Below are 23,491 nucleotides of genomic sequence, written 5' to 3'. Positions count from 1 at the left end.
TCGGTTCCTCCAGCTTTTTTATTCCGACAGAGACTGTCGTCATGTTCCATAGTATAACATTCTTACCCACAATCTGCAATCGGTATTCTTTTCCGGAGCAGGGTGTGTGCAGAAAAACAGGCTCACCCGGCCTTTGCAGCCCGGGCATCCACCTCTGCTTTGATCTCATCGTAGGCCGCCTTGGACATGGGGTCCAGGGGCTTCCCCTGCGAGAGCACAAAGTCGTTCGTCTGCCTGAGGGCTGCCAGCATGGCCAGATCCAGATCCTTCAGTTCCAGCTTGCGCAGCTTGTTCACCCCGGGCCAGTCCCGCTCCTTGCTGGACATATCCGCCAGATAGACGATCTTATCCAGCCTGCTCATGCCGGGCTTGCCCGCGGTGTGGCAGGCAATGGCCGAAAGCACAGCCTCATCCTCCACGCCCCACTCGGTGCGGGCCAGGATGGCGGCGCAGATGCCGTGCCACACCGGGGTGGGGCGCTCTTCCCCGCCCTCGGCCAGTTCCGGGTGGGCCCGCATGATAGCGCGCATCTCGTCCTTGCTGATCTCCTTGGCCGAGTCGTGCAGCAGGGCGGCCAGCGCGGCCTTGTCCTCATCCACGCCATACCGCTTTGCCAGCTTGACGGCCATTTTTCTCACGTTCAGGGTATGCTCGTAACGCTTGTCACTCAACCGGCCGCGCACAAGCTCCTTTGCCTGTTTCAGATTCATGGTTTCCGCTTTCCCCTCTGTCTGCCCGGTAAAGCCCCTCCCGCCGGATGACCCGGCGCACGAGGGCGGGCAGTTCATTTTCACACGCTTCCCCTGCTGCAAGGCGGGCACGCAGGTTGCTGCTGGCCATGGGCAGAGCCTCGACCTGTGCAAACAGGATGCGTGCCCCGGTGGGGTCCATCTGCTTTGCCTTGGCGTGAAGCTCCGGCGCGTCGCCGACATTCCGGCTCGTAACCACCAGCCGGGCCAGCCGCAGGATCTCCTGCCAGCGGTGCCAGCTGTCAAAGCTCAGCAGCATATCGCTGCCCATGGCCATGTACAGCTCGGCCTCCGGGTAAGTCCGGGCCAGCATTTCCAGCGTGAGCACCGTATAGTTGCGCCTGCCCAGCGCGGCCTGCTCCACCTCCCAGCCGCTGACACACAGCGCCGGGACAGCCCCCTCCGCTTCCAGTGCACGGAAGCACGCGCACATCTCCACCCGGGCGCTGCCGGGGGCGGCGGTGGACTGCTTGAAGGGGGAAAGCCCCGCAGGCATCACCACCACCCTGTCCGGGCGCACCCGGGCAGCGGCGGCGCGCAGATTGTTCAGGTGGCCGTTGTGGGGCGGGTCAAAGGTGCCGCCGTACAGCAGGAGCCTCATTTCAGCAGGTCAGCGTAGGCGCTGTCCTTCTTCTTCTGCAGATAGAGCACGAATTTGGAGCCGATGACCTGCACGCAGTCGGCACCGGTGGCCTCTGCCAGCTTGACAGAAGCTTCACGGGCGTTGTACATGCTGCTCTCCAGCACCTTGAGCTTGATCAGCTCCCGGGCATCCAGGCAGTCCTTCACGCCCTGGATCATGGTCTCGTCGATCTCACCCTTGCCCACGATGAAAACGGGGTCCATGGTGTTTGCCTTGCCGCGCAGAATGGCGCGCTGTTTGCTCGTCAACATAATTATTTCTCCTTTTATTTCAGAAATTCAGGTAATTCTTTTTCCAGCTTTGCCAGCGCCACACCGCGGTGGCTGATGGCATCCTTTTCGTCCGGGGTGAGCTGGGCATAGCTGCGTCCCTCGGTGTTGGGGCGCTTTTCCGCTTTGCCCACACCGCATTCATCGGGGATGAACAGCGGATCGTAGCCAAAACCGTAATCGCCCGCCAGGCGCGCAAAGGCCACCTTGCCCGGGCACTCGCCCCGGCAGGTCAGGTGCCGGCCGGTGGGCAGGATAAAGCAGACAGCGGCCACAAATTTTGCGCCGCGCTGTTCCGCCGGAATATCCTGCATATTCTCCAGCAGCTTGTCGTTGTTGGCCTCATCGTCGCCGTGGCGGCCGCAGTAGCGGGCGCTGTACACGCCGGGGGCACCCTCCAGCGCGTCCACGCAGAGGCCCGAATCATCGGCGATGGTGGGCAGGCCGCTGGCTTTGCAGATGGTCTCGGCCTTGATGAGGGCGTTTTCCTCAAAGGTGGTACCGGTCTCATCGGGTTCAATGGTGATGCCCAGCTCCTTCTGGCTGACCACCTCGTGGCCCTGCGCTTCCAGAATGCGCCGCAGCTCACGGAGCTTACCGGCGTTGCCGGTCGCTGCACAAATTTTCATGTTTTTCTCCTCTCTGCCCCTGTCGAACTCCTACACTTGGCTCCCCTGCCAGGGGAGCCGGACGCGCCAAAGCGCGGCCTGAGAGGTTTGATTGCAGATCCGTTCGACACTTAATGCTTCCACTGCCGGGGCAGCAGCTCTTCCACATAGCCCTCCGGGGTGAAGGGGATCAGGTCATCGATGCCCTCACCCACGCCGATGAACCGCACGGGCAGGCCCAGCCGCTGCTTGACCGCCACGACACAGCCGCCCTTGGCGGTGCCGTCCAGCTTGGTCAGGATGATGCCGGTGGCGTTTGCCGCCTTGCAGAACTCCCGGGCCTGGCTGATGGCGTTCTGGCCCGTGATGGCATCCAGCACCAGCAGGGTCTCCAGACTGGCCTCGGGGCTGGCCTTTTTGACGCTGCGGCTGATCTTGGAAAGCTCTGCCATCAGGTTTGCCTTGTTGTGCAGGCGGCCCGCCGTATCCGCAATGACCAGATCATAGCCGCGTGCGGTGGCCGACTTGACCGTGTCAAAAATGACAGCGGCGGGGTCTGCGCCCTCGCCCGCCTTGACAAGGGGCACACCCGCCCGGTCGGCCCAGATCTCCAGCTGCTCGCTGGCGGCGGCACGGAAGGTATCGCCTGCGGCCAGCATGACCTTTTTACCCTGACGGGTATAGAAATCGGCCAGCTTGGCAATGCTGGTGGTCTTGCCCACGCCGTTCACGCCGATGACCAGAATGACGGCAGGCGTGCCGCTCAGGTCCATCTCAACTTCGGGGCGCATCTCATCGGCAATGAGGTCGCGCAGTTCATCGCTGGCCTGCTCCCCGGTTTTCAGGCCCTTCTCGTTCACCCGGTCCCGCAGCTTGTCCACCAGTTTGATGGCCACTTCACCGCCCACATCGGCCAGAATGAGCTGCTCTTCCAGCTCATCGTAAAGATCATCATCGATCTTGCTGCCGGTGAGGGTATTCATAATGTTGCCCCAGAAGCCCGTGCGGGTCTTTTCGAGGCCGTCCTTCATCTTATCTTTTTCTTTTTTGCCAAATCCAAAGAGGCCCATTGGTTCTCTCCTTTGTTTTGCTGTTTCTATCCGTGATGGCAAAACCCGCCATTTCACGATTTGCGCTCAGTGCTGCCCGGTATGCCAAGGGCTCCCCTACTAGGGGAGCTGGCGAGCGAAGCGAGACTGAGAGGTTTAATCTATTATACCTACGAAACCAGCGTCGCGTCAACCTGTTCCAGATCCAGCTTGAGCAATTTCGACACGCCGTCCTCCTGCATGGTCACACCGTACAGGACATTGGCGGCCTCCATGGTGCCGCGGCGGTGAGTGATGACGATGAACTGGGTCTTGTCGCTCACCCGGCGCAGATACTGTGCAAAGCGGCTGACATTGGCATCATCCAGGGCGGCTTCGATCTCGTCCAGGATACAGAACGGTGCCGGGTTGACGGCCAGGATCGCAAAATAGATGCTGATGGCCACCAGCGCCTGTTCGCCGCCGGAAAGGGCTTCCAGATTCTTGATGACTTTGCCCGGCGGTGCCACCTGAATGCCGATGCCGCAGGAAAGCACATCGCTTTCATCCTCCAGCACAAGGCTGGCTTCGCCGCCGCCAAACAGCTCGGCAAAGATGCGTCCGAAATTTTCGTTGATGGCCCGGAAGCTGTCGGTGAAGATCTCCTTCATCTGGCCGGACAGGCTGGCGATCATCCGCGTCAGCTCGTTCCTGCTGCCCTCCACATCGGCCACCTGAGCGCTCAGGGCATCGTACCGCTCCCTGACCTCCTGATATTCTTCAATGGCGCTGACGTTCACATTGCCCAGCGCCCGGATCTGATTGCGCAGATCGGCCACCTGCGCCCGCAGGGCGGGCAGGCTGTCGAACTCCACGCATAGCTCCTCAGCCTGGCTCACCGTCAGCTGGTATTCATCCCAGAGCTTGGCGGCGGTGGCATCGTATTCGCTCTCAGCGGCTGCTTTCCGCTCGGCCAGGCGGGCCATCTCCCGGCCCATCTCCTCGCGGCTGTCGGCAGCAGTGCGGGCCCGGGCCAGTGCCTCGGTCTCGGCCTGCTGGCGGGAAAGCCGCTGTTCGGTGGCCTTCCGGATCTCGGCTTCCTTCGCTTCGATCTCCGCCCGGCTGTCGGTCCTGGCCTTACGGATGGCCTCGATCTCGGCCCGGCAGGCATCACTGCGGGCGGCAAGAGCGGCAAGGCTCTCTTCCAGAGAGGTCCGGCGGCTCTCGGCATCCCGGGTGCGCTGTTCCAGCGCTTCGATCTGCGCTTGCGCCAGCTCGGCATCCTTCTGGCGGCTCACCTGTTCCAGCCGCTTGGCGCTCACCTGCTCGGCCAGCGCCCGCTGCCGGGTCAGAAACGCATCGTCTCCCTCGGCAATGCGGTTCAGCTCGCCCGATTTTGCTTCGATCTCCCCGGCCAGCGCAGCTTCCTGTGCTTCGGCCTGCGCGGCCTTTTCCCGGCTGTCAGCCAGCTGGGCGTTCAGGGTGTCGATCTCCTTCTGCCGCGCGGCAAGGGCCGTCTCGGCCTGCTCCATGGCGGCTTCCAGCCGCTTGCGCTCTGCTTCGGCCCGCACACGGTCGTTGGCGGCAGTGATCTGCTCACTGCTGGCGGCGGTCAGCTCTGCGTTCAGAGCATCTGCCTGCTGTTTGCACTGGTCGGTCTTTTCCTGAGCGGCAAGGCATTCCTTCTGCAATTTCGCAGCCTTGACCCGCAGCTCCTCCAGCTCCTGCTTGCGGGTGAACAAACCCGCGCTGCGCTGGACACTGCCGCCGGTAAAGCTGCCGCCCGCATTGACCACCTGACCATCCAGCGTGACGACCTTGCTGCGGAAGCCGTTGTCCCGGGCCACGCGGGAGGCCTCGTTGATATCATCCACCACGATGATGCGGCCCAGCAGATTGGACACGATGTCACTGTACCGTGCATCGGCCTGGACCAGACTGCTTGCCAGCCTTGCCGAGCCGGACAGTTTTCCCCGGAACACACCGGGCTGGACTGTGTCCAGCGGCAGGAAGGTGGCGCGGCCCGCGTTCTCGCTCCGCAGCAGGGCGATGCCTGCCTTGGCAGCGGCTTCGTTCTCCACCACGATGTTCTGCAGGGCACCGCCAAGCGCTGTCTCAATGGCGACCTCCCGGCCCGGCTCCACCCGCAGGATGGAGGACACCGGCCCGATGATGCCCCGCAGCCGCCGGGCGGATGCCGCCCGCATCACGGTCTTGACGGAGTTCTGGTAGCCTTCCATGTTCTTTTCCAGCTCCCGCAGCACGGAAAGCCGCTGACGGGCGGCATCCAGCTCCCGGTTCAGCTGCTGTTCGGCACGGTCGGCTTCCTCCAGTGCGGCGCGGCGGCTCTTCAGCTTGAGTTCCAGACCGGCCCGGATATTTTTGAGCTGCTGCTCATTCTCGGCCAGCGTGGTGAGGTACCGCACGGTATCCTCCAGATCCTGCTTTGCGTCGTCCCGCTGGACAGCCAGCACCTCGGCGGCTTCTTCCAACGCAGGCAGACGGCTCAGGGCCGTCTCAGCAGCAGCCTCGGCGGCGGCCTGAGCCACCTGCGCTTCGGTGTGCCGGGCCGTCAGGGCCGCCACCTCGCCCCGCAGGGTATCCCGGCGGGCACCGCTCTGGTCGTTTTCCCGGGTCAGGCGCACCAGCTCATCGTTCAGGGCATCCAGCTCTGCGGCCAGTTTCCGGCCCGCCAGCTCCATGCTCTTTGCCACGGCGCGGTGGCGTTCCAGCGCGGCGGCGGCCTCGGTGCTGTCCTGCTGCCCGGCGGCGATCTCTGCCCGCAGGTCTGCGGCGCTTTCCTCGTTGCGGGCAATGTCGTTTTCCAGCACGGCGATCCGGCTCTCGCTGCCGCTGATCTGCTCGGTGATGCTGCGGATATCCCCATTCAGGCGCTCGACCGCAATGGTCAGCTGTTGTGCCTGCATCCGGATCTCCTCAGCCTCGCTCTCGGCGGCTTTGGTCTGGCGGTCGAACCGCTCATAATCAGCCTGAGCTGTCTCGTAATCCCGCACCTGACGGCGCACGGCTTCCTTGGCCCGGTGCACGCCGTCCGTCCACAGGGTCACCTCCAGCGTTTTGCGCCGGGCGCTCAGTTCCAGAAACTTCCGGGCCTTTTCGCTCTCTTTTTCCAGCGGGCCCACCCGGGCCTCCAGCTCGCTCAGGATATCCCGCAGGCGTTCCAGATTTTCGGCGGCGGCGGCAAGGCGGCGCTCGGCCTCGTTTTTGCGGTAGCGGTATTTGGCAATGCCGCAGGCTTCCTCAAAGATTTCCCGGCGCTCGCTGCTCTTGGCCGCCACGATCTCGGCAATGCGGCCCTGCCCGATGACCGAGTAGCCATCGCGGCCGATGCCGGTATCCAGCAGCAGTTCATACACATCTTTCAGGCGGCAGATCTGCCCGTTGATGCTGTACTCGCTCTCGCCGGAGCGGTAATACCTGCGGCCGATGGTCACCTCGTCCGCTTCCACATCCAGCGCGTGGCTGCTGTTGTCCAGCGTCAGGCGCACCTGCGCAAAGCCCATGGCCCCCCGCCGCCGGGTGCCGCCAAAGATGACATCCTCCATCTTTCCGGCGGCGCGCAGCTGGCGGGCGCTGGTCTCTCCCAGCACCCAGCGCACGGCATCGGACAGGTTCGACTTGCCCGAACCGTTGGGGCCTACCACGCCGGTCACGCCTTCGTCAAAGGTGATCTTGACCTTATCGGGGAAGCTCTTGAAGCCCTGGATCTCCAGTTCCTTGAATACCATTTACTTTTCCTTTATCACGCCCAGGAGCTTGAGGGCTTCGCGGGCGGCGTGCTGTTCGGCCATCTTCTTGCTGCGGCCCTCGCCCCGGGCGACCTTATCGGAGTTGAAGCGGACAGCCACCACGAAATGCTTGTCGTGGTCGGGGCCGGATTCCTGCTCCACCACATAGCTCAGCCGCTCCTCGGGGTTCTGCTGGACGATCTCCTGCAGGCGGGTCTTGTAATCGGCCTCAGCGTGTTTGCCCTCGGTGATGAAGGGCAGGATGAAGCTCTTTGCCACCTCCATGCCGCCGTCCAGATACAGGGCGGCGATGACGGCCTCAAAGGCATCGGACACCACGCTGGGGCGGGTGCGGCCGCCGCAGCGTTCCTCGCCACGGCCCAGGCGCAGATACTCGCCCAGATTGATCTCCTGCGCAAACTGGAACAATGCGCCCTCGCTGACCAGGCTGGAACGGATGCGGGTCAGGTCGCCCTCGGGCCGGTCGGCGTAGGCGTGGAACAGATAATCTGCCGAGACGATCTGCAGCACGCTGTCGCCCAGAAATTCCAGCCGCTCGTTGTGCTGCACCGGTGTGCGGCTCTCGTTGGCGTAGCTGGTGTGGGTGAGCGCCGTCTCCAGCAGCTTCGGATTCTTGAACTTGTAACCAATAATTGTTTCCAACTGATGGCTCATGGATTTCTTACTCCCTTTATGTCAAAAATCGTTCTTTCTTGGCTCCCCTGCCAGGGGAGCTGGCCGATGTCAGTCGGCCTGAGAGGTTGTCAGCTCATCCAGCGCGCTCTGCATGGTGCCGCACAGGTCGTTCTCCACGCAGATCTTGGCCTGCCGGATGGCGTTCTTGATGCCCTTGGCCTTGGAGGAGCCGTGGGCCTTGATGACCGGCTGCTTTGCGCCCAGGAAGGGTGCGCCGCCGTACTCCTCGCTGTCCATCTGGTGCTTGAGGCTTCCCACGCCGCTCTTGAGCAGCAGGTAGGCGATCTTGCCGCCGAGGTTTGCCAGGAACATCTCCTTGAGCATCCCCAGCAGCATCTTGGCCACGCCCTCGGTCAGCTTGAGGATGACATTGCCGGTAAAGCCGTCGCAGACCACCACATCCACATCACCGTTGGGCACGTCACGAGGCTCGATGTTGCCCACGAACTGGATGCCCGGTGTTGCCTTGAGCAGCTGGTGGGCTTCCCGGAGCATCGGGGTGCCCTTGCTCTCCTCGGCACCGTTGTTTGCCAGCGCCACGGTGGGGGCGGTGCGGCCCTCCACCTTGTTGACATAGCAGCTGCCCATCACGGCAAAGGCAGCCAGCATCTCGGGGCGGCACTCCACGTTCGCGCCGCAGTCCAGCAGCAGATAGGCCTTGTTTTTGGCCGGCACCATGGTGGCCAGGGCCGGGCGCTTTACGCCCTTGAGGGTGCGCACGATGAGGCTTGCGCCCACATGGAGCGCGCCGGTGCTTCCGGCAGAGACAAAGGCATCGCCCTTTCCCTCCTTCAGCAGGTTCAGGCCCACCACGATGGAGGAATCCTTCTTGCTGCGGATGGCCCTTGCAGGCTCATCGCACATCTCAATGGTCTCGGTGCAGTTGACCAGCTCGATGCCGTCCAGCGGGATATTGTGCTCGGCAGCCGTCTTGCGCACCAGCTCCTCGCTGCCCACGCCGATGACCTGCACACCGTATTCCTTCACAGCCTGTGCGGTGCCTTCCAGCACAGCCAGCGGGGCGTTGTCGCCGCCCATCATATCAACGATAATTTTCATAAACATCGTCCTTTCTCGGTCAGCATCCTCACCCTCTCAGGCCGCTTCGCGTCCAGCTCCCCCGAGGGGGGAGCTTTTGACAAAACCCTAAACTTTGCAAGAAATGTCAAGACCTCCCACTTTGGGGGAGGTGGCATTGCGAAGCAATGACGGAGAGGGCAAGCCCGCTTCCCGTTTAGAATCCAGTTGCATTCAGCCACTGTTGGAAGCTGGCCACGGCACGCTCGGCCACGGCCATGTAACGCAGGCGCTTGTCACGGGGGCGGCTCTCGGCCGGCAGCGGGGGCAGGATGCCCATATTCGCGCCCATGGGCTGGAAATGTTTGTTCTCGGTGGTCAGATACTGGATCAGCGCGCCGCACATGGTATCCACCGGCGGCGGGGGCAGCTGCCTGCCCTCCAGCCGGGCGTAGATGCTCCGGGCTGCCAGCAGACCGCAGGCGGCGCTCTCCATATAGCCCTCAAAGCCGGTGATCTGGCCCGCAAAGAACACATTGGGGTGCTCCTTCAGGAACAGGCCCGCGTCCAGCACACGGGGCGCATCCAGGAAGGTGTTGCGGTGCATGACACCGTACCGCACGAACTCGGCATTTTCCAGGCCCGGGATCATGCTGAACACCCGCTTCTGCTCGCCCCACTTGAGGTTGGTCTGGAAGCCCACGATATTATAGAGGGTGCGCTCCTTATTTTCGGCGCGGAGCTGGACATTGGCCCAGGGGCGGTGGCCGGTGTTGGGGTCCACCAGACCCACCGGGCGCAGGGGGCCGAAGCGCATGGTATCAGCACCCCGGGCGGCCATGATCTCAATGGGCATACAGCCCTCGTAGACCGTGACAGTATCCGCTTTTTTGCCGTGGGCATCGGGGTCGGGCTGTGCGCCCTGCTCCGCACCGGCATCGAAGGCATGGAGCGGGGCACGCTCTGCCGAAGCCAGCGCGGCGTGGAAAGCCTCATACTCTGCCTTATTGAAGGGGCAGTTCAGGTAATCGGCCTCGCCCCGGTCGTACCGGGAAGCGGCGAACACCTTGTTGTAATCCAGGCTCTCGGCCGTGACGATGGGAGCTACGGCATCATAGAAATGGAGCCGCTCATCGCCGGTCAGGCGGCCGATCTCGTCGGCCAGCGCACCATCGGTCAGGGGGCCGGTGGCCACCAGAATGGGCGCACTCTCATCGATGTGCTCCACCTGCTCCCGCACCACAGTGATGTTGGGGCACTCCTCCACCCGCCGGGTCACGGCGGCGCTGAATGCATCCCGGTCCACGGCCAATGCGCCGCCCGCGGCCACACGGGCCTCCTCGGCGGCTTCCAGCAGCTGGCTGCCCATCCGGCGCATCTCCTCTTTCAGCAGGCCGGAAGCAGAATCCAAACGCTCGGCCTTCAGGCTGTTGGAGCAGATCAGCTCTGCAAAGCCCGCACTCTTGTGAGCCGGGGAAAAGTGGGTGGGCTTCTGCTCGTAGAGCGTTACCTGAACGCCCTTGCCTGCCAGCCACAGTGCTGCCTCGCAGCCTGCCAGACCGGCACCCAGTACAGTTACTTTGTAACTCATAATTTCATCCTTCAGCATCCTCGCCCTCTCAGGCCGCTTTGCGTCCAGCTCCCCCAAAGGGGGAGCCTGTGCAGCATCCCGGTCAGCAGCAGCTGCCCGTTTGCCGCCATTGCCTCTCCCTTTGGGAGAGGTGGCATCGCGCAGGCGATGCCGGAGAGGGCGAGACAGTTTATCGGTTTGATCAATCCTTCTTCGGCACCGGCATCTCAAAGCCGCAGCCCTCTTTTGCGCAGTAGAGCTTGGAGCCCTTGCGGAACAGGGTGGAGCCGCACTTTTCGCACTTGGTGGGCACCGGGGTATCCCAGGTCATAAAGTCGCAGTCGGGGTAGCGCTCGCAGCCGTAGTAGATGCGGCCCTTGGCGCTCTTGCGCTCCAGCATCCGGCCCTTGCCGCACTTGGGGCAGATACCGCCGGTGTCCTTGACCAGACGCTTGGTGCCCCGGCACTCGGGGAAGCCGGAGCAGGCCAGGAACTTGCCGTACTTGCCCACCTTGATGACCATGGGGCGGCCGCAGAGGTCGCAGACCTCGCTGGAAGGTTCGTCCGGCACCTTGACTTTCTTGCCCTCCATGTTCTTTTCGGCCTGTTCCAGGCTGGCGGCAAAGCCCTGATAGAAATCATCCACGGTCTTGTGCCAATCGGCCTTGCCGCTCTCGATCTTATCCAGGTTCTTCTCCATCTCAGCCGAGAAGTCCACGTCCACGATATGGGGGAACTGCTCCAGCATCAGGCCGTCCACGGCGCGGCCCAGCAGGGTGGGCTTGAGCTTTTTCTGCTCCCGCTCCACATAGCCGCGGTCGATGATGGTGGTGATGATGGGCGCATAGGTCGAGGGACGGCCAATGCCATTTTCCTCCAGCGCCTTGATCAGGGTCGCTTCGGTGTAGCGGGCGGGGGGCTGGGTGAATTTCTGCTCACTCTTCAGCTCCTTGAGCTTGAGCAGCTGGCCCTGTTCCAGCGGGGGCAGGCTGGTCTCCTTCTTTTCCTTTTCATCGGTGGCTTCCTCGTACAGCACGGTAAAACCATCAAAGGTCACGGTGTAGCCGCTGGCCTTGAAGCGGTAGTCCCCCGCATACACGGTCACGCTCACGGTATCCTGCTGGCAGTCTGCCATCTGGCTGGCCATAAAGCGGCTCCAGATCATCCGGTAGAGCTTGGCGGTATCGCCGCTGATGCTCTTGTCCACCTCGTCAGGGGTCAGGCCCGGCACCGAGGGACGGATGGCTTCGTGGGCATCCTGCGCGGCGGTCGCGCTTTTGGTCTTCCAGGTGCGCTTGTAGGGGCAGATATACTGTTCGCCGTAAGCGTCCGCAATATACTCCTTTGCAGCGGCGACCGCCTCATCGGAAATGCGCAGGCTGTCGGTACGCATATAGGTGATCAGACCCATGGTGCCGTGGCCCGCAATGTCTACGCCTTCGTACAGGGTCTGGGCGGCACGCATGGTACGGGTAGCCGTAAAGCCCAGACGGCGGGAGGCCTCCTGCTGCAGGGTACTGGTGATAAAGGCCGGGGTGGGCTGCTTGGCTCGCTTGCCTTTTTTCAGTTCGCCCACGGTATACTCGGCACCCTCCAGACCCTTTTCAATGGCACGGGCCTCTGCCTCGTTTTTGGGCAGCAGCTTTTTGCCGGTGCTGTCGGAGGCCAGGCGGGCGGTAAAGCTCTTGTGGCCGGTGCCCAGCGTGGCATCCACGTTCCAGTATTCCTCGGGCTTGAAGTTCTCGATCTCCTTCTCGCGGTCATCGATCAGCCGCACCGCCACGCTCTGGACACGGCCCGCCGACAGGCCCCGGCGCACCTTCCGCCACAGGAAGGGGCTGAGCTTATAGCCCACCAGACGGTCGAGGATGCGGCGGGCCTGCTGGGCGTTGAACAGATCCTCATCGATGGCACGGGGATTGGCCATGCCCTTCTGCACGCCCTTTTTGGTGATCTCGTCAAAGGTCACGCGGTTGGGCTCGTGGGGGTCCAGCCCCAGGATATTGGCCAGATGCCAGCTGATGGCTTCGCCCTCACGGTCCGGGTCGGTTGCCAGCAGAACGCCGTCGGCCTGCTTGGCTTTTGCCTTGAGCTCCTTGATGAGCTTGGATTTATCCTTGATATTGATGTACTGGGGGGCGTAGTCATGTTCCACGTCGATGCCCAGCTGGGACTTAGGCAGGTCCCGGATGTGGCCCATGCTGGCCGTGACCTCGTAATCCTTGCCCAGATATTTGCCAATGGTCTTCGCCTTTGCCGGCGACTCCACGATTACCAGTTTTGCCATGGTTCTCTTCTCCTACTATCTATATGAAACCCTCTCAGTCTCGCTTCGCTCGCCAGCACCGGGTTGCGGTTCCCAGCATCCGCTTCGTGCCTTGGGCGGCACTCGCGTCTTGCTGGCCGCTGCCCCAACAACTTCTCCCTGTTTCGGCCGCAGGCCGCGGTCGTCGTCGTTGCTCCCAGAGGGAGAACCAACGCATATCCCAGGCTTAGCAACAGCTATCCGTGAGCCACAATTGCCTCTCCCTTCGGGAGAGATGGCAACGCGCCAGCGTTGACGGAGAGGGTCATATCTTCAATTTAAATTGCGCAGTTCAGCGCAGAATATACCGCTTGCCGGGCAGGCAGGTCACACGGCCCGCCAGCTCCAGCTTCATCAGGGTGCCCAGCAGCAGGCCGGTGGGCAGGCCGCTTGCCGCGCCCAGCTCCTCCACGCCCTTTGCCTTGGGGCCGATACAGGCCAGCACCCTGCGCTCGGTCTCGCTCATGGGGTCAGGCGCAGAGCGCACCGCCGCCGGAGCCACCGCACCCCGCAGGCCCAGCACTCCGAACAGGTCGCCGGGTTTGCAGACGGCTTTGGCCCGGCCCTCCCGCAGCAGGGCGTTGGTGCCCGCCGAGTTGGGCGAGTAGATGCTGCCCGGCACCACGAACACCGGCTTGCCATACCGCTCGGCATGGTTGACTGTGGACATGGTGCCGCTCTTTTCCTGCGCTTCCACCACCACCAGCGCCGAGGACAGCGCCGCAATGAGCCGGTTGCGCTGCAAAAAGCCATTGGGGCCAACGGGGCCGCTCTCGGGCGGGTACTCACTGATCACGCAGCCTTTTTGCTCGATCTTTTTCCGCAGCTCCCGGTTGGAGGCCGGGTAGGTGCGGTCAATGGGCACGCCCAGCACCCCGATGGTGGGGCAGTTTTCCTTCACTGCGGCCCGGTGCCCGGCGCTGTCCAGCCCATCGGCCAGACCGCTGACGATGATGGCCCCGTTTTTGGCCAGACCGCTGCCCAGGTCTGCCGCCGCCTGCAGGCCGTACTCGGTGGGCCTGCGGCTGCCCACCATCCCCACAGCCCCCGGCTCATTGAGCCAGAGGGGGTCGCCGGTGCAGTAGAGCACCAGCGGCATATCGGGAATGCGGGAAAACGCCAGCGGGTAATCCGGGTCGTCATAAGTCAGGATGCGGATATTCCGCGCCGCACACCGCCGTGCAAAGGCCCGGTAATGCGCTGGGGTGTTGTCGGGCAGGTTGGCCCGGGCAAAGGCCGGGCTGCCCACCGCTTTGCGGAACGCATCGGAATCCCGGTTCTCCCAGGCCTCCTGCGCCCCGCCAAACACATCCAGCACCCGGCCTGCATGGCTGCTGCCCGCCCCCAGCGTGTTTGCCAGCCAGAGCCAGCAGAGCAGCGGGTCGGGGGCCGGTTCGGGCGGGAAAAGACTGGTCTGGCCGAAGCCGGGCCCGGTCACAGGCTCTCCTCCCGGAAATGCCACAGCAGGATGCTGCCCGCAATGCCGGCGTTCAGGCTTTCCACCCGGTCGGTCATGGGGATGCGCACAGTGCCGCTGCAGGCGGCAATGGTCTCTTCCGTCAGGCCCTGGCCCTCACTGCCGATGACTACGCAGACACCGCCCGGGTAGCCGGGCCGGGCCGCGCTCAGGGGCTGGCTCTGGTAGAGTGCCGCCGCAAGGCAGGTGATGTTCTTTGCCCGCAGGGCAGCAATGGCGGCAGGCATTGTCCCCACCTCCATCACCGGCACCCGCACGGCGGCCCCCATGGAGGCCCGCAGGGTCTTGGGGGCAAACACGCTGGCACAGCCATCGCTCAGCAGCACGCCGTCAAAGCCGAACGCAGCGGCAGAGCGCAGCAGCGTGCCCACGTTGCCGGGGTCCTGCACCCGCTCAAGCGCCAGATACCGCCCGCCGGTCTTTGCCTCGTCCAGCGTGTGCACCGGGGTGCGGAAGATGCCGAACACGCCCTGATGGGTGCCTACATCGGCCAGCTTATCGGCCACATGGTCCTCCACCAGATAGTGCTCCCCGGGCAGCCCGGCCAGCTCCGGGCACTTTTCCAGCGCTGCCTCGGTGCAGAACAGGGTCTCCAGCGCCGCGCCGCGGCAGAGCTCCGGGCAGAGCTTGCGGCCCTCGGCCAGAAATTTCCCCTCACTGCGCCGGAACGCCCCGCTGGAAGCAAGGCGGCAGGCATATTTGATCTTTGCGTTTTCCCGGCTGGTGATCTTTTCCATGCGGTCCTCCAGAAGATACTAAAATATACAAAAAGGACGCCCGCGTATTTTACTACGCGCGGGCGTCTTTCAGGTCTTTATCAGGCGTTCTTCACGGTCTCGACCAGAGCAGCAAAGCTCTGAGGATCGTTGATGGCCATCTCGCTCAGCATCTTGCGGTTCAGCTCGATGCCTGCCTTCTTCAGGCCAGCCATGAAGGTGGAGTAGTTCATGCCCAGGGGACGAACTGCATTGTTGATGCGGCAGATCCACAGGTTGCGGAACTGGCGCTTCTTCATGCGGCGGCCAGCCAGAGCGTAGTTGCCGCTCTTCATGACCTGCTGCTTGGCCATCTTAAAGTGCTTGCTCTTGCAGCCATAGAAGCCCTTAGCCAGCTTCAGCATCTTCTTACGACGTTTGTGAGTCATGGTTGCGCCCTTGATACGTGCCATTTTTTATATCTCCTTTAGTTATCTCTTAGAATGTCTTTGCCTGCGGCTCGCACTTAGGCGTAGGGCAGCATGCTCTTGATGGTAGCGGCGTTGGTCTTGTCAACGTAGTTGGGCTGACGGTAGCCACGGGTCAGCTTGGTGGTCTTCTTGGTCAGGATGTGGCTGCGGAATGCGTGGCCGCGCTTGATCTTGCCGTTCTTGGTCAGCTTAAAGCGCTTCTTAGCGCCGGAATGCGTCTTCAGTTTCATCTTAGCCATTTTAGTTTCCTCCTAAAATTAGTCCTTATTGGGTTTCGGGATCAGCAGAATGGACATCGTGCGGCCCTCGAGCACCGGCGGCTTATCCATGCTTGCCTGGGGCAGAGCCTCGGCAAAGCGTTTCAGCACGTCAGCACCCAGAGCACTGTGCGCCATCTCACGGCCGCGGAAGCGGATCGAAGCCTTCACCTTGTGACCAGCGGCCAGGAACTTGGCGGTCTGGTTCAGCTTGGTGTTGAAGTCGTTGGTGTCAATATTGAGCGAAAGGCGGGTCTCCTTGACCTCGACCACTTTCTGGTTCTTCTTGGCTTCCTTCTCCTTCTTCTGCTGTTCAAAACGGTATTTGCCGTAATCCAGCACCTTGCACACAGGCGGGGTAGCCTGCGGTGCGATCTTGACCAGATCGAGCCCGGCTTCTTCTGCAGCGCGCATGGCCACCTGAATGGACACAACGCCCTTCTGCTCGCCATCGGCACCGATCAGGCGAACTTCACGATCACGGATCTGACCGTTGATCTCCAGTTCCTTCGACTTTCCAGCGGTAGCGATAATGAATGCACCTCCAAACAATAATCCATAGTGTTGCAATATTTGGCATAGAAAACGCGGCCGCCCATTTGCAGGACAGCCGCGCGAAATTTCACACAAAAGCGCAGTTCGTTCAAAGAATCGAACCGTGTTTGGGTATAGCCCGGGGATTCCGACCCCACAAGGCGAGCGCGGCACAGGCCGTAGCTGCTTTCTTTACCGGAACAGTTTACCACACCCACAAAGCCCTGTCAAGCACTTTTACGCGATTTTGCAATAAAATATTCGTACAGAGCATTACTTGACCTCGATCAGCTTCCCCAGTTCCAGCGAGTAGATGCCCTTATAGGTCACCGGTTTCGGGGCAAAGCGCTTGCTGATGGCAAGGGCATAGAGGTCAAGCTGGGCGCGATAGGCGGCAAGGAAGTCCGCTTCGGATTTTCGGCGGTCCGTCTTGTAATCCAGCAGCTCCAGGTGGTCCGGGAACACCAGCACCAGATCAGCGATGCCCTGCACCAGCACCTTTGCCTGTGCCACAGCAGCGCTGTCGGCGGGGGCAGTGCCCTGAGCGGCCAGCACCTCGGCGGCAGGCAGGGCCGTGATAAAGTCCAGCTCCCGCAGCACCTCATCTGCGGCACAGATGCGCGCAAAGGCTTCGCTCTCCACAAAGCGGCGGATGCGCTTTGCATCCAGCTTCTCCGCAATTTCGGACGCGGTGAGCTTTGCTTCCACCTGCCGGTCACGCTCGGCGGGGATCGCCATTTCCAGCGTGCCCGCCTGCTTTGCCGCCGCAAGGGCCGCAAAATCGGCGTGCTCCAGGAAGGCGTGGAGGGCCGTGCCCATCTCGGCGGCGGTCAGGCCGTCCTTTGCCAGAAAGCCCGGTCGCTCCAGCGTGGTCTGCTCTGCCTTGTGGACGATGCCGGTCACGCTGACCTTGGCGGGCACTTGGGCCAGCTCCGCCGCCGGGTACTGCCAGGCAAAGCCCTGCCGCAGTGCCTCGGTCAGAGCCGGGTCTGCCTGGGTCAGCGGCCTTTCCTCCAGTTCCGGGTCGGGCGGCTCCACGCCCTCGGGCAGTGCCTGCTGCACTGTCAGGGTGATGGTGCTCCCGGTATCCGCAAAGGGCAGTTCCAGATCCTCGGCCAGCCGGCGCAGCGGGCCGCCGTTGGGGTGGACGAGCAGGGCCGCGCGGAGCCAGTCGGCAAAGCTGTTCGCCTGCCGGCAGAGCGTCTGCCCCGCCCCTGCTTCAAGGAAGGCCGCCGCTCTGGTAAAGGGGTTGGAGGTCTTCCCGATGCCCAGCGGCACGGTCAGGATGAGCTTATCCTGTGCGCGGGTCAGCGCCACATAGAGCAGGCGCATCTGCTCACTGCGCATCTCGGCGGCGTGGACATTGGAAAGCGCCGTGTAGGCCGCTGTCTTGTATGCACCCTCGCCCTCCTCGGGGCGCAGGCGCAGGCCCGCCCCATACATCCGATGCAGGAGCACCGGCTGGCGGGTATCGGCGGCATTGAAGCGCCGGGCCGTGTCGGCCACGAACACCACCGGGAACTGCAGGCCCTTGGAGCGGTGGATGGTCATCACGGTCACACAGCCGGGGCGGGAGCCGCCGGGCACGATATCCTGCCCCGTGGAGCCTGCCAGCGCCGCAGCGTCAATGGCCCGCACCAGCGCCGAGATGCCGCCGGAACCGGCCCCGGCGCAGAAGGAAGCAAACCGCCGGGCATCCTCCCGGCGGCGGGCACCGTTTTCCATCACGCCCAGTGCGGCAAGGTAGCCGGTGGAAGCAAAGATCTCCTCCAGCAGCTGTTCTGCCGGGGCACTGCGGGCCATCCGTCGCAGTTCGGTCAGCCGGGCATAGAACGCCCGGACTTTTCCAGTAAAAGGGGTGTCCTCCCCGCTGTTCACGGTGAGCAGCAGCGCGCCGTAGAGGCTGATGCGCTGGGGGGCGTTTTCCCCCTGCTGCTTCTGGATCTCTTCGGCTCTGGCCCGCAGGCGGACAAGGTCGTCATCGGTGAAACCGAACAGCGGGCCCAGCATGGCGGCGGCAAGATAGATATCCTGCGCCGGGTTGTCAATGACCTTCAGCAGGGCGATGAGGGGCCGGATGTGGGGGGCATCCAGCAGGTTTTCGCGGGCATCCGCATACACCGGGATCCCCCGGGCGGTCAACGCTTCCACATAGGCCGGAAAATCAATGCGCGCCGCCAGCAGGATGCAGCAGTCCTCGTACTGCACCGGGCGGGTGGCACTGCCGTCCCGCACCGGCTCACCGCTCTGCACCATCTCCTCGATGCGCCGGGCGATCCAGCCCGCGTCCGTTTCGGCGGTGTCATCGGGCAGGAAATGCGCCTCCACGCTGCCCGTGTATTCCCCGGGTGCCCCGCAGACCAGCCGCTGGCCGTCGCCGTAGGCCGTGTCGCCGAGTTCCGGGGACATGAGCCGCTCAAACAGGAAATTGATCCCTTCCACCACCTGCGGAGCCGAGCGGAAGTTGGCATCCAGCGCCAGCATGGCATCGGTGCCGGGGGCTCCCTCTGCCGGGCGGGGCCGCGCTGCGCTGCCGGGCAGGGCGGACCAGCTGTCCAGTTTTTCCCGGAAGATGCTGGGGTCTGCCTGCCGGAAGCGGTAGATGCTCTGCTTCAGATCTCCCACCAGAAAGAGGTCGTCCCCCGCCGGGGATGCAAGGCACCGGTACAAGGCATCCTGCAGGGCGTTGGTGTCCTGATATTCATCCACCATCACGGCGGCGTAGTTCTGCCGGATGACCCCGCACAGCGCGGTGGGGGTGCCGTCCGGGTCACGGAGCAGACGGAGGGCCTGATGCTCAAAGTCACTGAACTCCAGCAGCTTCCGGTCCCGCTTTTTGGCCGAGAACCGGGCATCAAAATCCCGCACCGCCGCAAACAGCGCCCGCAGGCGGGGCTCTGCGGCCCTGCGGTCTGCCTCAGCCTCCTCCTCACTGCAGGGGATCAGCTCAAGGATCTGCGCAAACAGGGCCGCGCCCTCATCGGCTCGGGTGCGGATGACTTTTTTGTGTTCGCCGTTCAGCCGCTTTTTCATTCCTTTCAGGCCGGGCAGCTCCTCCATGCCCAGCACATAGGGGGTCAGCAGATCGTAAAGCGGAGTCCACTCCCCCGCCACAGCCAGCTGTTCCACCCTGCCCAGCAGGGCGGCAGCCTTGTCCAGCCGTTCCTGTGCATCGGTATATTTTTCCAGCACGGCACTCTTTGCCTTTTCCCGGGCAGAGGGCGTTTTCTTTTCCTCGGCATCGGCCAGCTCCTGCTCCCGGTCGCCCGGGCAGTCAGCCAGCGCAGCGCGGAACAGCTCCCCTGCCGCCCGGGCACTGCGGGCGGCTTCGGCCAGCAGCAGATCATGCCAGCAGGTGGCGGCAAAACCATTTTCCTCCTGCCACGGAGCCAGAAATTCGTCCAGCTTTTTGTCGTAATCGGGCAGGGCGCGCAGGAAATCGTAGACATGCAGGATCGTCTCGCCCGCCGCACGGTCGGTGCGGCCCTTGCCGTAGAGGTCGGCAAAGGCGCAGAAATCCGGGTCGCGGTAGGCATTTTCCAGCGTCTCGCTCAGGGCAGAGGCCCGCAGGAGCTCCACACTGCCGGGGTCTGCGGGGGAAAAATCCGGCGGGATATCCAGCGCCTGAAAGTGCTTGCGCAGCAGGTCCAGACAGAAGGCATCGATGGTGCAGATGGGCGCGCGCTGCAGCAGCATCCGCTGGCGGCGCAGCGCGCCATTGCCGGGTTCCGCCTGGCTGCGCTTCAGAAGCGCCTGCCCGATGCGGGCCCGCAGCTCTGCCGCCGCCGCATTGGTAAAGGTGACGATGAGCAGACGGTCCGCATCCACGGGATGTTCCGGGTCGGTGATGAGCCGGACAGCCCGCTCGGTCAGAACAGCCGTTTTGCCGCTGCCCGCCGCCGCGCTCACCAGCAGCGCGCCGCCCCGGTCCTCGATGGCAGCCCGCTGGGCGGGGGTCCACTTGGGTTCACTCATGCCTGTTCCTCCTCTCCCTCTTCGGGCTGCCCGGAAGCCTCAAAGGGCTTTGCGGGGGCCTCCAGCGCCCGCTCCCCGATGCCGGTCTCGTGGCAGCAGACAAAGCCGTAATCACACCACTGGCAGGGGCTCCGGCCCGTGACCAGCGGCTCGGCGGCGATCTGACCCTCATAGAGCTGCTGGCCCATCCGGGTCACAAGATCATCCAGATGCAGCTGGATGCGGTTCATCTTTGCGATGTCTGCCCGCTTGTCCTTCTGGTAGGGGCTGGGCGCGCCTTTGTAATAGGAGAAAGGCAGGTATCTGCCGGTCTCGTCGGCATCCATGGCATCGAACAGCTTCTGCTCGTCCCGCACCAGACCGTCCAGTTTGTATTCCACACTGTGAGCCGCCTTTTCGCGGGTGGTGGTCTCAGGGGCCGGGTCGGCCAGCAGATAGAGCACACCCGCCGGTTCTGCCCCTGTAAAGCGGCCGCTTTTATCCCGGGTCAGGCTGAACAGGTAGAGCAGCATCTGGCAGTCCAGACCGCAGTAGACCTCCTTCAGATCCAGCTTTTTGGTGCCGGTCTTGTAGTCCACCACCCGCACCCAGCGGGTGCCGTCCTCCTCCACCCACTCGTCGGCACGGTCCACGGTGCCCACCAGCTGGACGGTGCGCCCGTCCGACAGGTGATACACCTGGGCAGGCACGGCATCCTCGCCCCGGCCGATCTTCAGCTCACAGGCCACGGGCTTGAAGCTGGACTGCCGCTGCTCATCCCGCAGGTAGAGCAGCAGGCTTGTCATGCTCTTTTTCAAGCGGGAGAGCAGATAGGCAAAGCGGGCGGTATCCTCGGGCAGATAGCGCTTGGCGTACTCGTCCACCAGCAGCGCGGCAAGGCTCGCCATGGCCTCATCGTCCAGCTCCATAAAGGGCTCCAGCGCCGCCATGGGGTTGTCCGGGCCGGGGTGAGGGTCCAGCGCCATCTGCAGCACCCAGTGCATCAGGGTACCGCTCTGGTCGGCGGAAAGCTCGGCCCGGCGGCGGGGCCTGAGCCCCAGCACATACTGCAAAAAGTAGCCGTAGCGGCAGGTATAATATTTTTCCAGCTGACTGGGCGAAATGCGCAGCTTCCGCCCCAGCAGCGCTTCCAGCGCAGGCAGGTCATGCACCTGCCGGGGGGCCGTGTCGGCCATCCGGCGCAGCAGGGCAAGGCCCTGCGGCTCGGTCTCGCCGGGGGTGTGCAGGGCTTCTGTCAGGCTGGCACGCTCAGTCTCCGTCAGGGGCCAGCCGCCGCCCAGACAGTCCAGCCCATCTGCGGGAGTGGCCGCAAGGTCCGTCAGTTCCAGCTCCGGAGCAGCGGGGGCCAGCGCTTCCACGAGGGGTTCCAGCGCAGCGCAGAGGGTCAGCCCCTGCCCCTTGGGCCAGCTGAGCCACAGCCCCTTTGCTGGGGCGGTCAGGGCCTTGTAGAAGCAGACCTGCTCACGCACCACACGGTTCTCAAAGCAGTCGGGCAGGTCGATCTCCTGCGCCATCAGGGCATCGCGGTCGGCGTGGGTCAGCAGACCCACCTCGCCGGGCGCGGCCGGGAATTCCCCCTCGGCCAGCCCCAGCACGAACACATAGTCCGGCGCGTCCAGACGCATCTTGCCTGCGCTGGCCAGCACCACCGCATCCAGGGTCTGGGGAATGTGCCCCAGGTCGGACGAGCGGAGCAGCAGCCCGAACAGATCCTCGTATTCGGCCACGGTAACGGTCTGCTCCCCCAGCAGATGGGCCATCTCGTTCAGCAACCCCATGACCACGTTCCACTCCCGGGCGGCTTCCTCCGCCGCCGGGATGCCCCGGCCCGCGCGGATGGCTTTTACCTGAGCGGCCTGCTGTTCCTCAGCTCCCAGCGTTTTCAGGCAGAAATACACCGCCCGGCTGATGGCTTCGGCGTTGACCCCGCGCACCTTGGCCCGGAATGCATCCACCGCCCCCACGAGCAGGGCACGGGCATATTCTGCCCGCTCCCGGTTGCGGAGGTCCTCTTCGGTCAGCTCCTGTTCCCCAAAGCCCTTGGGGCTGCGCTCAAACTTCTCCCGCCAGGCCGCCGCTGTGGGGGCCCAGGTGTAGGCATAGTTTTCCAGCGCGCAGACCTGCTCCTCGCTCAGGGCACACAGGCCGGTCTTGGCAAGGGTGGTCAGGTTCTCGGTCAGGTCGGCTCCCCGGGCGATCTCCAGCAGGGCCCGCACCGCCGTGGCCGGGGCGCTGAATTCCGGGGTAGTGGGTTCATCGCAGTACAGAGGGATCTCCGCCATCCGGAATTCATACCGGACTGCGGCACGATACTTGGCGATATCGCGGCAGACCACCGCGATCTTTCCGCACCGCACGCCCTGCCGCATCAGCCGCCGGATGGCACCGGCAGCGGCACGGGCCTCCTCCTCCCGGCTGGGCGCGGCAAAAAGCCGCACCTCGCCCGCCGGGGCATCCGCGGTGCAGCTGCCGGTTTCCAGCAGCTCTGCCACTGCGGCAAGGCCCGGGGCGTTCCGGTGGCGCAGATCCTTGCGCAAAAGCTGCGGAACGGCCACCTCCGCCCCATTTTTCCGGGCCAGCTGGCGCAGCTGCGCCGCCACCTGCTTGGCCCCGGAGAACAGGCTCAGGTCACCGGGCAGCAGGGGGGCACCGTCATCGCAGAGGGCCACCGTTACGCTGGGCAGCGCCGCCAGCATGGCCCCCAGCAGCCGCTTTTTGGGCGCGTTGAAGGTATCGAATTCATCAATGAACACCGCCCGGTCCCGCAGAAACTCCGGCAGGCTGTGCCGGGCCAGTGCTTCCTCCAGCCGGGCTCCGGCCAGCTCCAGCCGGTCAGAGGGGTCCATGCCGCTGCGGGCCAGCAGGGTCTCGTAGCCCTGAAAGATAAGAGCCAGCTCACTGAGCTTACCGCTCTCGGCTCCGCAGGCACCGGCCAGCTGTGCCAGCTGCTGGCCGGAAAGGCCCGCGCTCTTCAGCTCGTCGATGGTCTGAGCCGCCATCTGGCAAAAGGCCGCACTGCGCCGGTGGCGGTGATAATAGTGGACATTGTCCTGCAGTTCCTCCAGCGCCCGGCGCACCAGCACGGCACGGCCTGCATCAGAGAGGGTCTGCACCGCCGCGCCGCCCTCGGTGGAAAGGATCTTTTCTGCCAGACTGGTAAAAGAAAAACTCTCCACCATGCCGGACAGGGCATCCCCCAGCTCACGGTAGATGCGGCCCTCGGTGCTGGAAGTGAATTGTTCCGGCACCAGCAGGATGCTTTTTTCCCCTTTTTCGGCCCGGGCACGGATACGCTGGTACAACAGCATTGTTTTTCCGCTGCCGGAACCGCCTAATAGTAGTTGTAGCATAAACGAATCAAACCTCTCAGTCTCGCAGAGTTCCACTTTATTCTACCGCAAAATTGAAGAAAAATCTATTCTGTGGTA

General features: G+C 63.6%; 17 protein-coding genes. All 17 read right to left on the bottom strand.

Going from position 1 to position 23,491, the window contains the following annotated elements:
• Positions 1-122: 122 nt before the first annotated feature.
• Positions 123-710 carry a bis(5'-nucleosyl)-tetraphosphatase (symmetrical) YqeK gene (gene yqeK, locus J3353_RS01985; protein WP_005932887.1) on the bottom strand — a complete coding sequence of 196 codons (588 nt, stop codon included), beginning with the start codon at positions 708-710 and terminating at the stop codon, positions 123-125.
• The gene (gene nadD / locus J3353_RS01980; protein ID WP_005932886.1) at positions 664-1,350 is read right to left on the bottom strand and encodes a nicotinate (nicotinamide) nucleotide adenylyltransferase; all 687 of its coding nucleotides are present in this window, start codon (positions 1,348-1,350) and stop codon (positions 664-666) included. Before nadD ends, yqeK begins: the two co-directional genes overlap by 47 nt.
• Positions 1,347-1,643 (bottom strand): YhbY family RNA-binding protein, encoded by a 297-nt coding sequence (locus J3353_RS01975; protein WP_005932885.1) that lies wholly within the window; start codon positions 1,641-1,643, stop codon positions 1,347-1,349. The genes nadD and J3353_RS01975 overlap by 4 nt, the downstream gene beginning before the upstream one ends.
• Before the next feature lie 14 nt (positions 1,644-1,657).
• Positions 1,658-2,290 carry an RdgB/HAM1 family non-canonical purine NTP pyrophosphatase gene (gene rdgB / locus J3353_RS01970; RefSeq protein ID WP_117533525.1) on the bottom strand — a complete coding sequence of 211 codons (633 nt, stop codon included), beginning with the start codon at positions 2,288-2,290 and terminating at the stop codon, positions 1,658-1,660.
• Positions 2,291-2,400: 110 nt separating this feature from the next.
• Positions 2,401-3,339 carry a signal recognition particle-docking protein FtsY gene (gene ftsY / locus J3353_RS01965; RefSeq protein WP_207683998.1) on the bottom strand — a complete coding sequence of 313 codons (939 nt, stop codon included), beginning with the start codon at positions 3,337-3,339 and terminating at the stop codon, positions 2,401-2,403.
• Positions 3,340-3,488: 149 nt separating this feature from the next.
• Positions 3,489-7,046 carry a chromosome segregation protein SMC gene (gene smc, locus J3353_RS01960; RefSeq protein ID WP_207683997.1) on the bottom strand — a complete coding sequence of 1,186 codons (3,558 nt, stop codon included), beginning with the start codon at positions 7,044-7,046 and terminating at the stop codon, positions 3,489-3,491.
• On the bottom strand, positions 7,047-7,721 hold the full coding sequence (gene rnc / locus J3353_RS01955; RefSeq protein ID WP_005935533.1) for a ribonuclease III: 675 nt from the start codon (positions 7,719-7,721) through the stop codon (positions 7,047-7,049).
• A 69-nt stretch (positions 7,722-7,790) separates the two neighbouring features.
• Entirely contained in the window at positions 7,791-8,801 is a 1,011-nt protein-coding gene (gene plsX / locus J3353_RS01950) for a phosphate acyltransferase PlsX (protein ID WP_207683996.1), read from the bottom strand.
• Positions 8,802-8,976: 175 nt separating this feature from the next.
• Positions 8,977-10,353, bottom strand: coding sequence for a methylenetetrahydrofolate--tRNA-(uracil(54)-C(5))-methyltransferase (FADH(2)-oxidizing) TrmFO (trmFO, locus tag J3353_RS01945; protein WP_207684069.1), 1,377 nt, complete (start codon positions 10,351-10,353; stop codon positions 8,977-8,979).
• Positions 10,354-10,531: 178 nt separating this feature from the next.
• A complete protein-coding gene (topA, locus tag J3353_RS01940; RefSeq protein ID WP_207683995.1) occupies positions 10,532-12,616 on the bottom strand; it encodes a type I DNA topoisomerase in 2,085 nt (694 codons plus the stop codon).
• Positions 12,617-12,926: 310 nt separating this feature from the next.
• Complete coding sequence (gene dprA, locus J3353_RS01935; RefSeq protein WP_207683994.1) at positions 12,927-14,072, bottom strand: DNA-processing protein DprA; 1,146 nt, start codon at positions 14,070-14,072, stop codon at positions 12,927-12,929.
• Entirely contained in the window at positions 14,069-14,848 is a 780-nt protein-coding gene (locus J3353_RS01930) for an RNA methyltransferase (protein ID WP_207683993.1), read from the bottom strand. Before J3353_RS01930 ends, dprA begins: the two co-directional genes overlap by 4 nt.
• 80 nt (positions 14,849-14,928) lie before the next feature.
• On the bottom strand, positions 14,929-15,279 hold the full coding sequence (rplT, locus tag J3353_RS01925; protein WP_005935552.1) for a 50S ribosomal protein L20: 351 nt from the start codon (positions 15,277-15,279) through the stop codon (positions 14,929-14,931).
• A gap of 53 nt (positions 15,280-15,332) precedes the next feature.
• The gene (gene rpmI, locus J3353_RS01920; protein ID WP_005935556.1) at positions 15,333-15,536 is read right to left on the bottom strand and encodes a 50S ribosomal protein L35; all 204 of its coding nucleotides are present in this window, start codon (positions 15,534-15,536) and stop codon (positions 15,333-15,335) included.
• A gap of 18 nt (positions 15,537-15,554) precedes the next feature.
• Positions 15,555-16,106 carry a translation initiation factor IF-3 gene (infC, locus tag J3353_RS01915; RefSeq protein WP_005935558.1) on the bottom strand — a complete coding sequence of 184 codons (552 nt, stop codon included), beginning with the start codon at positions 16,104-16,106 and terminating at the stop codon, positions 15,555-15,557.
• Between the two features lie 255 nt (positions 16,107-16,361).
• Complete coding sequence (locus J3353_RS01910; protein ID WP_207683992.1) at positions 16,362-20,063, bottom strand: UvrD-helicase domain-containing protein; 3,702 nt, start codon at positions 20,061-20,063, stop codon at positions 16,362-16,364.
• Entirely contained in the window at positions 20,060-23,413 is a 3,354-nt protein-coding gene (locus J3353_RS01905; RefSeq protein ID WP_207683991.1) for a PD-(D/E)XK nuclease family protein, read from the bottom strand. The genes J3353_RS01910 and J3353_RS01905 overlap by 4 nt, the downstream gene beginning before the upstream one ends.
• Positions 23,414-23,491: the final 78 nt, after the last annotated feature.

Origin of the sequence: Faecalibacterium sp. Marseille-Q4137, from assembly GCF_017377535.1 — a bacterium.
GTDB classification, from domain to species: Bacteria; Bacillota; Clostridia; order Oscillospirales; family Ruminococcaceae; genus Faecalibacterium; species Faecalibacterium duncaniae.
The sequence above is the reverse complement of the archived record's forward strand: the minus strand, read 5'-3'. Positions and strand labels throughout refer to the sequence as shown.

Coding starts and splice junctions, on each gene's coding strand:
- yqeK (WP_005932887.1), bottom strand. CDS start 710: ATGAATCTGAAACAGGCAAAGGAGCTTGTGCGCGGCCGGTTGAGTGAC.
- nadD (WP_005932886.1), bottom strand. CDS start 1,350: ATGAGGCTCCTGCTGTACGGCGGCACCTTTGACCCGCCCCACAACGGC.
- J3353_RS01975 (WP_005932885.1), bottom strand. CDS start 1,643: ATGTTGACGAGCAAACAGCGCGCCATTCTGCGCGGCAAGGCAAACACC.
- rdgB (WP_117533525.1), bottom strand. CDS start 2,290: ATGAAAATTTGTGCAGCGACCGGCAACGCCGGTAAGCTCCGTGAGCTG.
- ftsY (WP_207683998.1), bottom strand. CDS start 3,339: ATGGGCCTCTTTGGATTTGGCAAAAAAGAAAAAGATAAGATGAAGGAC.
- smc (WP_207683997.1), bottom strand. CDS start 7,046: ATGGTATTCAAGGAACTGGAGATCCAGGGCTTCAAGAGCTTCCCCGAT.
- rnc (WP_005935533.1), bottom strand. CDS start 7,721: ATGAGCCATCAGTTGGAAACAATTATTGGTTACAAGTTCAAGAATCCG.
- plsX (WP_207683996.1), bottom strand. CDS start 8,801: ATGAAAATTATCGTTGATATGATGGGCGGCGACAACGCCCCGCTGGCT.
- topA (WP_207683995.1), bottom strand. CDS start 12,616: ATGGCAAAACTGGTAATCGTGGAGTCGCCGGCAAAGGCGAAGACCATT.
- J3353_RS01930 (WP_207683993.1), bottom strand. CDS start 14,848: ATGGAAAAGATCACCAGCCGGGAAAACGCAAAGATCAAATATGCCTGC.
- rplT (WP_005935552.1), bottom strand. CDS start 15,279: ATGGCACGTATCAAGGGCGCAACCATGACTCACAAACGTCGTAAGAAG.
- rpmI (WP_005935556.1), bottom strand. CDS start 15,536: ATGGCTAAGATGAAACTGAAGACGCATTCCGGCGCTAAGAAGCGCTTT.
- J3353_RS01910 (WP_207683992.1), bottom strand. CDS start 20,063: ATGAGTGAACCCAAGTGGACCCCCGCCCAGCGGGCTGCCATCGAGGAC.
- J3353_RS01905 (WP_207683991.1), bottom strand. CDS start 23,413: ATGCTACAACTACTATTAGGCGGTTCCGGCAGCGGAAAAACAATGCTG.